This window comes from Micromonospora sp. NPDC050695, assembly GCF_040654415.1.
Classification (GTDB): Bacteria; Actinomycetota; Actinomycetes; order Mycobacteriales; family Micromonosporaceae; genus Micromonospora.
In genome coordinates this window covers 1-11,294 of the sequence record NZ_JBFAHZ010000028.1, presented here as the reverse complement: position 1 = coordinate 11,294, position 11,294 = coordinate 1, and the positions used below count along the sequence as shown (strand labels likewise).

Here is an 11,294-nt window from a genome sequence, read left to right as displayed (position 1 = left end):
CGCTGCTCAGCCCTGGTCGGCCCGGCGGTTGGAAACCTCGTGCACCAGCGCGACCACCCGGGTCAACACGTCCGGGTCGGTCTCCGGCAGCACGCCGTGGCCGAGGTTGAACACGTGCCCGGGGGCCGCCCGGCCCTGCTCCAGGATGCGTCGTACCTCGGCCTCCACCACCGGCCACGGCGCGAGCAGCACGGTCGGGTCCAGGTTGCCCTGCACCGCCCGGTCCGGGCCGATCCGGCCGGTGGCCACGTCCAGCGGGGTACGCCAGTCGACGCCGACGACGTCCGCGCCGGCCTCACCCATCGCACCGAGCAGCTCGGCGGTGCCCACCCCGAAGTGGATGCGCGGCACCCCGGCGTCAGCCAGGCCGCCCAGCACGGCCGTCGAGTGCGGCAGCACGTACTGGCGGTAGTCCGCCTCGGAGAGCGCGCCGGCCCACGAGTCGAACAACTGCACCGCGGACACGCCGGCCTCGATCTGCACCCGCAGGAAGGCAAGCGTCACCTCGGCCAGCCGGGCGCAGAGCGCGTGCCACAGCTCGGGATCGCCGTACATCAGGGCCTTGGTCTTCGCGTGGGTCCGCGACGGCCCGCCCTCGACCAGGTAGCTCGCGAGGGTGAACGGCGCGCCCGCGAACCCGATCAGCGGGGTGTCGCCCAGCTCGACCACCAACTGCCGGACGGCCTCGTCCACGTACGGGACGTCGTCGCGGGTGATCGGGCGGATCCGCGCGACGTCGGCGGCGGTGCGGATCGGCTCGGCGACCACCGGGCCGGTGCCCGGCACGATGTCCAGGTCGATGCCGGCCGCCGCGACCGGCACCACGATGTCGCTGAACAGGATGGCCGCGTCCACGCCGTGCCGGCGCACCGGCTGGAGGGTGATCTCGGTGACCAACTCCGGACGACGGCAGGACTCCAGCATCGGCACGCTCGCCCGGATCTCCCGGTACTCCGGCAGTGAGCGGCCGGCCTGGCGCATGAACCAGACCGGGGTGTGCGGGCCGGGACGGCGCCGGCAGGCCCGGATGAAGGGCGAGTCGGCCGGTCCGCCGGGGCGTGGGTCTCCGTCTCGGGCGGCAGTGCCCGTGGCTTCCGTGGTCATCGCCGCAATCGTGCCACGCCCCCCACCTCCGACCGGGTGGGGGTGAGAGGAAGGGCACCGTTACACACTCCGGCGCCCAACGGGAGCGTCGGCGCGCCGTCGAAGCGGGTGGGCCGACGGCGGCATAGGCTGCCAACATGGCCCCCCCGATCGCGCTCCCGGAGACCTTTGCCCGCGCGGTCGCCGGGCTGCGGTCCGCGGCGCCCCGGCCGGAGATCACCCTCGAGGAGGTCGGCGCACCCCAACGGCTGGCTCCGTACGCGTTCGCGCTCTCCGCGGCCGTGCTGCGCGACGGCGACGAGGTGGCCACCGGGCGGTTGATCCTGCTGCACGATCCGGTCGGGCACGAGGCGTGGCAGGGCACCCTGCGGCTGGTCACCTACGTGACCGCCGAGTTGGAGGTCGACCTGGCCGCCGACCCGCTGCTGCCCGGTGTCGGCTGGACGTGGCTCACCGACGCGCTGGACGCCCACGACGCCGGTCACCGGGCGATCGGCGGGACGGTCACCCAGACCATGTCGACCCGGTTCGGCGACCTGGCCGGCCCACCGACCGCCGGTGACATCGAGATCCGCGCCTCGTGGACGCCGGTCGACGACGACCTGGCCCCCCACCTGCTCGGCTGGTGCGCCCTGCTCGCCTCGACGGCCGGCCTCCCCCCACCCGGGGTGACCGCCCTCGCCGACCGCCGCCCCGCCACCACCGCCTAACCCCCACCCCGTTATCCCGCCCCGCCCCGCCCCGCCCCGCCCCCGCCCCCGCCCCTCACGAGTCGATCATGGAGTTGTGGTGGGCGGAATGTCCCTCGGCGGGGCATTCGTGGGGCACCACAACTTCATGATCGACCGGGTGGCGGGCGGGCGGGGCGGGATGCCCTCTTACAGGTAGTTCTCGGCCTCGTCGCAGACCTTGTCGAGGCCCTTCATCGCGCTGTCGTACGCGCCCTTGTTGCCGGCCGCCGCCGCGCCGAGCGCCGTGGTCAGCTTGTCCAGGCAGCTCGCGATGACCTTCTTCTGCCGGGCCTGCTCGTCACGGTCGTTGCGGGTGCCGGTCAGGTCCTGCTCGGTGTTGTCGAGCTTGTCCTGCATCGCCTGCAGGTCGGTCCTCAGCTTGGCGATCTCGGTGGTGTTGGCCCTGATCGTGCCGTCACGCTGGCTGACCTGACCGGTGAGGCGCTTCTCCGTCCGGTTCAGCTCGCTGTTCTTGGTCACGAACAGCCCGGTCATCACGCCACTGACGACGAAGAGCAGCGCCGCCACCACCGCCAACACCAGCACCGTGCGACTCCGGCCGGCCGGCGGCGCCCCGTACGGCGGCATCCCCGGCGGGGCCGACATCGGCTGCCCGTAGGCCGGGCCGGAGACCGGCGGCGCGGACATCGGCGGGGCGTAGCCGGGGGCGGAAACCGGTGGTCCGGAGACCTGCCCGGCGTACGGCGGGGCGCTGGCCGGGTAGTTGGGCGCGGCCTGCGGGGCGCCGTACGGCGCGGGCTGGGCCGCGCCGTACGGCGGTGCGGACTGACCGGGCGCGTACTGCGGCGGCACCGGCTGGCCCGCCGGGTACTGGACGGTCGGCTCGGCGCCCGCCGAGTACTGGACGGTCGGGTCGCCGGTCGGCGGCGTCGGGGTGGCCGACGGAAGCCCGTCCGGTCCGTTCGATGGCTGGGACATCTCTATTCCTCCAGGTGAGCGGACCACCCGCCGGTGGGCGCGACGGTCCGGGTACAGCGGCGAGATCGTCCGGGTCCGTGGACCCGGGCGGGAACGGGAACGGCCGGTGCCGGCCGTGGGTGGTGGAGCGGAACCGGCACCGACGCCGGACCGTGGGTCAGCAGATCGGGGTCAGCAGATCTTGAAGCCGTCGCAGGCGACCTTGATCGGTACGGCCAGCCCGATGCCCTCGGCGTCGCGCGCCTTGGCGGTGGCGATGCCGACCACCTGCTTGCTGCCGTTGATCACCGGCCCGCCGGAGTTGCCCGGGTTGATCGGAGCGTCGAACTGGATGGACGGCCCGGAGCCGCCCGACGCGGAGCGCAGCGCACTGACCACACCGGTGGTGACGCTGTCCTCCAGACCGAGCGGAGCGCCGACGACGACGATCTGCTGGCCGGACTTCACGGCGGCGGGGGCGGTCACCAGGCCGGTGAACTTTCCGCTGGTCCGCAGCTGAGCCACGTCGTTGGTCTTGTCGACCTTCACGATGGTCGCCGGGAAGCGCTGGTCGGTGCGCTCCAGGAACACCTCGCGGCCACCGCCGTCCCACACCGCCTCGACCACGTGGAAGTTGGTGAACAGGTTCGTCCCGCCGCCGGCCGCCGGCTTGCCGACCGCGAACGCGGTCCCGGTGAACTGGCCGGCCCGGACCCGGAACACGCTGGGCAGCACCGCGCTGGCCACCGCCTCCGGGTTGAACGCGGCGCCGGCCTGCTTCTCCAGCGCCTCCGCCCGCTTCTCCAGAGCGTCGAAGCGGGTGCCGTCGCCGTCCTGGGCCTGCGCCAGCCGCCGGTCGGTGTCGGCGAGCCGGTCGCCGAGGCGGTCGAGCTGGTACGCCTGCACGCCGGCCACCGCCGCCAGAACCACCACGAGCAGCGTGGCGAGCACGACCGGCCAGCGGCGACGCGGCGCCCCGGCGAGCGGCGGCGGTGCGGCACCCGGCCAGCCGGGCTGCGCGGGACCGCCCGGGTGGCCTGCGGTCGCGAGCGGCGGGGCACTGGCCGGGCCGCCGGGCTGCTGCGGGTAACCGCCCGGGAAGCTCGGCGCGGGTGACGGGTGGCCGCCAGCGCTCGGCGGCACCGTCGGAGCGCCGGCACCGTGCGCTGCGGGGTTGCCGGGGGCTGCGTACGGCGCCGGGGCGGCGACGGGGGACGGCTGCGGGCCACCCCACTGGCCGGTGTTGGGTGGGCCGGACCAGCCGGTACGCGGGGTCGGAACGACCCGGGACGGATCGGCGTCGCCGGTCGGGGCAGCGGACCAGGTCGGCGCGGCACCGGGGTGCGGCTCGATGCGCGGTGGCAGTGGCCCCGGCCGCTCGCCGGTCGGCCCGCCCACGCCGTCAGGCTCGGCGCCCGCCGGTCGTCCGTCCCCCGAACCGAAGCCAGCCGTCATGATCGTCTTGCCTTCCCGTGGTCTCCCCGTGCCGCCAGCGACCCGCGTGTCACGCGTACCCGGGCCGGCGGCTCGATGGACCGTACCTGCGCGAAAGGGCTTTGTCTCCCCCGATGTCCGGCATCCGAAAGGACACCTTCTGGACACCTGACCGACACGCACCGGACCGGCTGCACCCACCGGATCACCGCGCGCACTAGGGTTGACAGGTGACCGACGAACCACCCCTGCGCCGTCGGCCCGCCGAAGACCTTCCGGGCACCGCCCCCCACCACCCGCCGTCGGCCCAGCCGCAGCCGGCGGGCGAGGGAGCCGACCCGACCGACGGTGGGCCCGTTCCGCTGATCGCCCCGCGTGACGGCACCCCCGATCCGGTGGCCGCGCCGGCCGAGCTTGCCGAGGTCGTGGCCCGTTTCGCGGCCGGCAGCGGCCCGGTCGCCCTGGACGCCGAGCGGGCCTCGGGCTACCGCTACAGCCAACGGGCGTACCTGGTCCAGCTCCGTCGGGCCGGCTCCGGCACGGCGTTGATCGACCCACTGCCGCTGCCTGACCTGAGCGCACTGGACGCAGTGATCGGCGAGGCCGAGTGGGTGCTCCACGCGGCCAGTCAGGATCTGCCCTGCCTCGCCGAGGTGGGGTTGCGTCCGCGCCGTCTGTTCGACACGGAACTGGCCGCTCGGCTGGCCGGATTCGAGCGGGTCGGCCTGGCCGCGCTGACCGAGCAGTTGCTCGGATTCACCCTGGAGAAGCACCATTCGGCGGCCGACTGGTCGAGCCGGCCACTGCCCGAGTCGTGGCTGACCTACGCGGCGCTCGACGTGGAACTGCTGACCGACCTGCGCGACGCGCTCGCCGCCGAGTTGGCCCGCCAGGGCAAGTCGGCGTGGGCCGCGGAGGAGTTCGCCGCGCTGGTCCGTACCGGCGCACGCCCGCCCCGGGTCCGCGCGGAGCCCTGGCGACGCACCTCGGGCATCCACCGGGTACGCGGGGCGCGGGCTCAGGCCCGGGTGCGCTCGATGTGGTACGCCCGGGACCAGATCGCGGCCCGGCGGGACTCGGCGCCCGGTCGGGTGCTGCCCGACTCGGCGATCATCGCCGCCGCCGAGCTGGATCCGAAGGACGAGAAGACGCTGCTGACGCTGCCCGGTTTCGGCGGTCGATCGGTACGCCGGTTGGCTCGCACCTGGCTGGCCGCACTCGACGACGCCCGGCAGTTGCCGGACGACCAGCTGCCGGTGACGCCGACGGTGGAGGGTCCACCTCCGCCGCACCGGTGGGCCGAACGGGATCCGGTGGCGGCCGGTCGGCTCGCCCGTTCCCGGGAGGTGGTGGTCCGCATCGCCGGCGAGCACAATCTGCCTCCGGAGAACCTGATCACCCCGGATTCGGTCCGGCGGCTGGCGTGGACTCCGCCGGAGGACGTCACCGAGGACACGGTGGCGGAGACCCTGCGCGGGTTCAACGCCCGCGAATGGCAGATCGCCCTCCTCGCCCCCGACCTGGCCGAGGCCCTCTCGCCGACCCAGCCAGCCCAGGGGTAGGCCCCCGGCCGGTGTGGGGTGGGCCACAGCGGAGGGTCGGGACGGGGCTGGTTACTGGCGAGTAGCATCCGGGGAGAACCTGCCGTGGTCGATTAGGAGGCTCCAGTGCCCCGTGAAGTCCGGGATGTCGTCTTCGTCGACGGCGTCCGCACCCCGTTCGGCAAGGCGGGTGGCATGTACGCCAACACCCGCGCCGACGACCTGGTGATCCGCTGCATCCGTGAACTGCTGCGCCGCAACCCGCAGCTGCCGCCGGAGCGGGTCGAGGAGGTCGCCATCGCGGCCACCACCCAGATCGGCGACCAGGGCCTCACCATCGGCCGCACCGCCGCGCTGCTGTCCGGTCTGCCCAAGACCGTTCCCGGTTTCGCCATCGACCGGATGTGCGCCGGCGCGATGACCGCCGTGACCACCGTCGCCAGCGGCATCGCCATGGGCGCGTACGACGTCGCCATCGCCGGCGGTGTCGAGCACATGGGCCGCCACCCGATGGGTGAGGGCGTCGACCCCAACCCGCGCATCATCGCGGAGAAGCTGGTCGACCCGTCCGCACTGGTCATGGGCGCCACCGCGGAGAACCTGCACGACCTGGTCCCGCACATCACCAAGGAGCGCACCGACGCGTTCGCGCTCGCCTCGCAGCAGAAGACCGCGAAGGCGTACGCCAACGGCAAGCTCCAGGACGACCTGGTGCCGATGTCCATCCGCGACGCGGAGGGCGGCTGGGGTCTGGCCACGGTGGACGAGGCCCCCCGGGACACCTCGCTGGAGAAGCTCGCCACCCTGAAGACCCCGTTCCGCCCGCACGGCAAGGTCACCGCGGGCAACGCGGCCGGGCTGAACGACGGCGCCACGGCCAGCCTGCTCGCCGACGAGGCCACCGCCCGCGAGCTGGGCCTGCCGGTCGCCATGCGGCTGGTGTCGTTCGGTTTCGTCGGGGTGGAACCGGAGGTGATGGGTGTCGGCCCGATCCCGTCGACGGAGAAGGCGCTGCGCCTCGCCGGGCTCAGCATCGACGACATCGGCCTGTTCGAGCTGAACGAGGCGTTCGCCGTGCAGGTGCTCGCCTTCCTCGACCACTTCGGCATCGCCGACGACGACCCGCGGGTCAACCCGTGGGGCGGTGCGATCGCCATCGGTCACCCCCTCGCGTCGTCCGGCGTGCGGCTGATGACCCAGCTGGCACGCCAGTTCGCCGAGCACCCCGAGGTCCGCTACGGCGTCACCGCGATGTGCATCGGTATCGGCATGGGCGGCACGGTCATCTGGGAGAACCCGCACTGGACGGAGGGCGACAAGTGAGCGCACTGGCCGCACCGAACGAGGTCGTCACCAAGGCGCTGCTGCGTCAGGTGAACGTACCCGGGCTGGACCGCCCGGCCGCCCTGATCACGCTGGACAACGGCTTCGACCACACCAAGCCGAACACCTTCGGCCCGGGTGGGCTGGCCAGCCTGGACGAGGCGATCACCGCCGCGTTCGCCGCCGACCCGGCGTTCATCGCGGTCACCGGCAAGCCGTACATCTTCTGCGTGGGCGCGGACATCGTCGGCCTGCCGCAGCTCGCCGACCGCGCGCAGGCGCTGGAGATCGGCCGGCTCGGCCACCGGGTCTTCGCCCGGCTCAAGGACAGCACCGTGCCCACGTTCGCGTTCGTCAACGGCGCGGCGATGGGCGGCGGCCTGGAGCTGGCGCTGCACTGCCACTACCGGACGCTGTCCGGTGGCGCGGCGGCGCTCGCCCTGCCCGAGGTGTCGCTGGGTCTGGTGCCCGGCTGGGGCGGCACCCAGCTGCTGCCGAACCTGATCGGCATCCCCGCCGCCACCCAGGTGATCATCCAGAACCCGCTGACGCAGAACAAGATGCTCAAGCCGAAGCAGGCCGCCGAGCTGGGCATCGCGGACGTGCTGCTGGAGCCGGCGGACTTCCTGGAGCGGTCCCTGGAGTGGGCCGCCGGGGTGGTGCGCGGCCAGGTCACCGTCACCCGGCCCGAGGTCGACAAGGACATGTGGGCCGGCGTGCTCTACTTCGCGCGGGAGACGCTGAACCAGCGGCTGCACGGCGCGGTGCCGGCCGCGTACAAGGCGCTCGACCTGCTGGAGACGGCGAAGGACGCGGATTTCGCGACCGGCACCGCCGCCGAGGACGAGGCCCTCGCGGACCTGGTCTTCTCCGAGGAGCTGCGTAGCGGCCTGTACGCGTTCGACCTGGTGCAGCGGCGCGCCAAGCGGCCGGCCGGCGCACCGGACAAGGGCCTGGCCCGCACGATCACCAAGGTCGGCATCGTCGGCGCGGGCCTGATGGCCAGCCAGTTGGCGCTGCTGTTCGCCCGCCGCCTCCAGGTGCCGGTGGTGATGACCGACCTGGACCAGTCCCGGGTGGACAAGGGCGTCGGCTACGTGCACACCCAGATCGAGAAGGCCGTCACCAAGGGCCGGATGGACAAGGGCACCGCCGCCAAGCTGTACGGCCTGGTCAGCGGCACGGTCGACAAGAGCGCCTTCGCGGACGCCGACTTCGTCATCGAGGCGGTCTTCGAGGACCTGGGCGTCAAGAAGCAGGTCTGGGCCGAGCTGGAGAAGATCGTCTCCCCGGAGGCGGTACTCGCCACCAACACCTCCAGCCTGTCCATCACCGAGATGGCCGCCGAGCTGGAGCACCCGGAGCGGGTGGTCGGCTTCCACTTCTTCAACCCGGTGGCCGTGCTGCCGCTGCTGGAGATCGTCCGGGGTGAGCGCACCGACGACGCCACCCTCGCGACCGCGTTCGCGGTGGGCAAGCAGCTCAAGAAGTCGAGCGTGTTGGTCAAGGACGCTCCGGCGTTCGTGGTGAACCGGCTGCTCACCCGCTTCCTGGGCACCGTCTTCGCGGCCGTCGACGCCGGCACCCCGCTGGACGTGGCGAACAGCGCACTGGACCCGCTGGGCCTGCCGATGCGCCCGCTCGCCCTGCTCCAGCTGGTCGGGCCGGCCGTCGCCTACCACGTGGGCGGCACGCTGCACGCCGCCTACCCGGACCGGTTCGGGGTCAGCGAAAATCTCAAGCGGATCGCCGACTCGGGTCAGCCGATCGTGGTCGACGACCAGGTCAACGACGAGGTCGCGAAGCTGCTCGTGGTGGGTGACCAGCCGTTGACCGCCGAGCAGGTACGACAGAACGCGCTGGACGCGCTGGCGCAGGAGATCCGGCTGATGTTGGACGAGGGTGTGGTCGCCGAGGCGCAGGACATCGACCTGTGCATGATCCTCGGTGCTGGTTGGCCGTTCCACCTGGGCGGCGTCACGCCGTACCTGGACCGGACCGGCACCAGCGAGCGGGTCACCGGCCGGCGGATCCTGCCGCGCGGGGCGGCGAGCCTGCCCGCCTGACCGCTCACTGCTTCACCGTCGCGGTGGCCGGACCGTCCCTCCTGGACGGACCGGCCACCGCGATCACGTTTCGGCACCTGCGACGGTCGGGACCTGCGATCGGGGCGACGGGATGTCCTACCACCGGGTTAAGATCACCCGCTTGTCCACCCGAATTTGGAGCTGACTGATGTCCCAGCCGCCGGCCACCCCCTACGGCCCGCCGCACGATTCCCCTCACCCGCCGCAGCAGTCGGGCTTCCCGCAGCAGCAGGGCTTCCCGGCCCCGCAGCCGGGTCAGCCGTACGGCGACCCGAGCGCTCCCGTCGGCCCGCCGCCGGCGAAGAAGTCCAAGGTCGGCAAGATCATCCTGATCGTGCTGGCCGTGGTGCTGGTGCTCTGCCTCGGCGGTGCGGCGATCACCTGGTTCGCGGTCAAGGACGAGGTGGGCGACGTCGTCGACGCCACCAAGACCCGGGTGGTCGCGCCGGCCACCCTCGCCGGCCGGGCGAAGAACACCGACCCGCAGTTGCAGCGCGCCGCCGACGGCATGGTCACCGAGATGAAGTCGACGGTGCAGGGCGAGACCAGCGCCGTGGGCGCCTTCTACGGCGACCCCGCCAAGCAGGACCTCATCATGATCGCTGCCGCGTCGGGGCTGGTCCAGGACCCGAAGAAGGAGATGGATACCTCGGTCACCGAGCTGACCGGTGAGCTGAGCCTGACCAACATGGCGACGATCGAGGCCGGCCCGCTCGGCGGTGAGGCGCGCTGCGGCGACGGCAAGGCCGAGGGCGTGCCGCTCGGCGTCTGCGTGTGGACCGACCGGGGCAGCCAGGGCCTCGTGATCCTGTACTTCAAGTCCGCCGAGCAGGCGAAGGCCGAGTTCACCACGATCCGGGGCGAGATCGAACAGCGCTCCTGATCGGCGGGTAACCGGGGCCCCGGCCACCTTCGGGTGGCCGGGGCCCCGTGCCGTACGTCGACGGTCAGGCCGGTTCGGCGACCACCGCTACGGCCCGAGCCGCTGCCGCCGCCGCCCGTTCGGCCGCGTTACCGAGCACGCAGAACTCGTTGCCCTCCGGGTCGGCGAGCACCACCCAAACCTCCGCCGGTCGGGCTGACGTGATCGGCGACGAGCGTCGCGCCGATGCCGAGCAGCCGCTCGACCTCCTCGGCCCGGCTCCGATCGGCGGGTTGCAGGTCCAGGTGCAGCCGGTTCTTCACCGTCTTGCCCTCGGGCACGGCGAGAAACAGCACCTCCGGGCCGCCCGGCGGCAGGAGCATCGCCTCCGGGTCACCGGGAAGGTCGTCGGGCTGCATCGGGCAGTCGAAGACCTGCGACCAGAAGCCGGCGAGCGCGTACGTGTCGGCACAGTCGATGCTGATGTTGTGGACGATTGAACTCACAGATGTTCCTCCACAGTGGTGGGGACACGCTCCCCGGCGCTGCGGACCACACAGAACTCGTTGCCCTCCGGGTCGGCGAGCACCGCCCAACCGGTCCCGTCGGAGCGGCGTCGGTCGACGACCATGCTGGCACCGAGACCGAGCACCCGCTCGACCTCCTCGTCCCTGGTCCGGTCGACCGGCTCCAGGCAGATGTGCAGCCGATTCTTGGTCACCTTGTCTTCCGGCACCTCTTGGAAGAACAGGTTCGCGGTGGCGTCGTCCGGCGGCAGCAGGGCAGCCTCCGGGTCGCCCGGGAAGTCCTCGGAGTGCCGGGCGTACCCGAGCACCTCGGCCCAGAAGCCCGCCAGGGCGTACGTGTCATGACAGTCAAAGCTAATGTTGCGGATCCGTGGATACACGGGTGTTCCCTCCAGGTTTGGATGGGGACGCTCCGCCTCCGGGACTTCAGCCGACGAGGACCCGGGGTGCGGAGTTATGGTTGCTGGACATCGACGCACCCCCTTTCATCTCGAGCTGACGCCAGCGATCTTGTCACCGGCCGTGCGCCGCGCGCAACCCCCTTCAGCCGGCCGTGGGCACCGGACCGGTCACCGCCGGCGCGTCCCGGTTCGTTCCCGTCCGCCACGCCGGAACGGCTCGACCAGCCCCGGCACGTCGGCTGATCCACCTCGAAACCGGTGTTGCCCACCACTAGGAGCGTGGGTCAGTAACGCTTCGTTCGGGGTGGTCGGTCGTTGACCAGTCGTGGGTAGTGCGAAGACGTTTCGGCGGTTCGATCCGGATCA

The 11,294-nt window shown here is 72.5% G+C and carries 9 protein-coding genes and 1 pseudogene; 5 read left to right on the top strand and 5 right to left on the bottom strand.

Annotation, left to right across the window (positions count from 1 at the left end):
- Positions 1-6: 6 nt before the first annotated feature.
- The gene (hemE, locus tag AB0H52_RS20650; protein WP_151493178.1) at positions 7-1,104 is read right to left on the bottom strand and encodes a uroporphyrinogen decarboxylase; all 1,098 of its coding nucleotides are present in this window, start codon (positions 1,102-1,104) and stop codon (positions 7-9) included.
- Positions 1,105-1,241: 137 nt separating this feature from the next.
- On the opposite strand from hemE, the gene AB0H52_RS20645 reads away from it, so the two are divergent.
- Positions 1,242-1,814 (top strand): DUF3000 domain-containing protein, encoded by a 573-nt coding sequence (locus AB0H52_RS20645; RefSeq protein ID WP_278123608.1) that lies wholly within the window; start codon positions 1,242-1,244, stop codon positions 1,812-1,814.
- A 168-nt stretch (positions 1,815-1,982) separates the two neighbouring features.
- Here the strand turns inward: AB0H52_RS20645 and AB0H52_RS20640 are convergent, their stop codons facing one another.
- Together AB0H52_RS20640 and AB0H52_RS20635 are read right to left on the bottom strand one after the other, a co-directional pair.
- The gene (locus AB0H52_RS20640) at positions 1,983-2,774 is read right to left on the bottom strand and encodes a hypothetical protein (protein ID WP_151492757.1); all 792 of its coding nucleotides are present in this window, start codon (positions 2,772-2,774) and stop codon (positions 1,983-1,985) included.
- A gap of 171 nt (positions 2,775-2,945) precedes the next feature.
- Entirely contained in the window at positions 2,946-4,208 is a 1,263-nt protein-coding gene (locus tag AB0H52_RS20635) for a trypsin-like peptidase domain-containing protein (RefSeq protein WP_357949307.1), read from the bottom strand.
- A gap of 209 nt (positions 4,209-4,417) precedes the next feature.
- Here AB0H52_RS20635 and AB0H52_RS20630 point away from each other — a divergent pair, with 209 nt between their 5' ends.
- The 4 genes from AB0H52_RS20630 to AB0H52_RS20615 all read left to right on the top strand — a co-directional run bounded on the left by AB0H52_RS20630 (position 4,418) and on the right by AB0H52_RS20615 (position 10,021).
- A complete protein-coding gene (locus AB0H52_RS20630; protein ID WP_151492759.1) occupies positions 4,418-5,749 on the top strand; it encodes a ribonuclease D in 1,332 nt (443 codons plus the stop codon).
- Positions 5,750-5,854: 105 nt separating this feature from the next.
- Positions 5,855-7,051: a thiolase family protein gene (locus AB0H52_RS20625; protein WP_357949304.1), complete on the top strand. Its 1,197-nt coding sequence runs from the start codon at positions 5,855-5,857 to the stop codon at positions 7,049-7,051.
- Positions 7,048-9,117 carry a 3-hydroxyacyl-CoA dehydrogenase NAD-binding domain-containing protein gene (locus tag AB0H52_RS20620; RefSeq protein WP_357949301.1) on the top strand — a complete coding sequence of 690 codons (2,070 nt, stop codon included), beginning with the start codon at positions 7,048-7,050 and terminating at the stop codon, positions 9,115-9,117. The genes AB0H52_RS20625 and AB0H52_RS20620 overlap by 4 nt, the downstream gene beginning before the upstream one ends.
- A gap of 169 nt (positions 9,118-9,286) precedes the next feature.
- Complete coding sequence (locus AB0H52_RS20615) at positions 9,287-10,021, top strand: DUF3824 domain-containing protein (protein WP_151492762.1); 735 nt, start codon at positions 9,287-9,289, stop codon at positions 10,019-10,021.
- Between the two features lie 64 nt (positions 10,022-10,085).
- On the opposite strand, the pseudogene AB0H52_RS20610 reads toward AB0H52_RS20615, so the two are convergent.
- Both AB0H52_RS20610 and AB0H52_RS20605 read right to left on the bottom strand, forming a co-directional pair.
- Positions 10,086-10,506, bottom strand: a pseudogene (locus tag AB0H52_RS20610) (VOC family protein).
- Complete coding sequence (locus AB0H52_RS20605; protein WP_192580487.1) at positions 10,503-10,907, bottom strand: VOC family protein; 405 nt, start codon at positions 10,905-10,907, stop codon at positions 10,503-10,505. The pseudogene AB0H52_RS20610 and the gene AB0H52_RS20605 overlap by 4 nt, the downstream one beginning before the upstream one ends.
- Between the last annotated feature and the right edge of the window lie 387 nt (positions 10,908-11,294).

Excerpts from the sequence above, each read along its gene's own strand:
- AB0H52_RS20645 (WP_278123608.1), top strand. The coding sequence starts at position 1,242 with ATGGCCCCCCCGATCGCGCTCCCGGAGACCTTTGCCCGCGCGGTCGCC.
- AB0H52_RS20640 (WP_151492757.1), bottom strand. The coding sequence starts at position 2,774 with ATGTCCCAGCCATCGAACGGACCGGACGGGCTTCCGTCGGCCACCCCG.
- AB0H52_RS20635 (WP_357949307.1), bottom strand. The coding sequence starts at position 4,208 with ATGACGGCTGGCTTCGGTTCGGGGGACGGACGACCGGCGGGCGCCGAG.
- hemE (WP_151493178.1), bottom strand. The coding sequence starts at position 1,104 with ATGACCACGGAAGCCACGGGCACTGCCGCCCGAGACGGAGACCCACGC.
- AB0H52_RS20615 (WP_151492762.1), top strand. The coding sequence starts at position 9,287 with ATGTCCCAGCCGCCGGCCACCCCCTACGGCCCGCCGCACGATTCCCCT.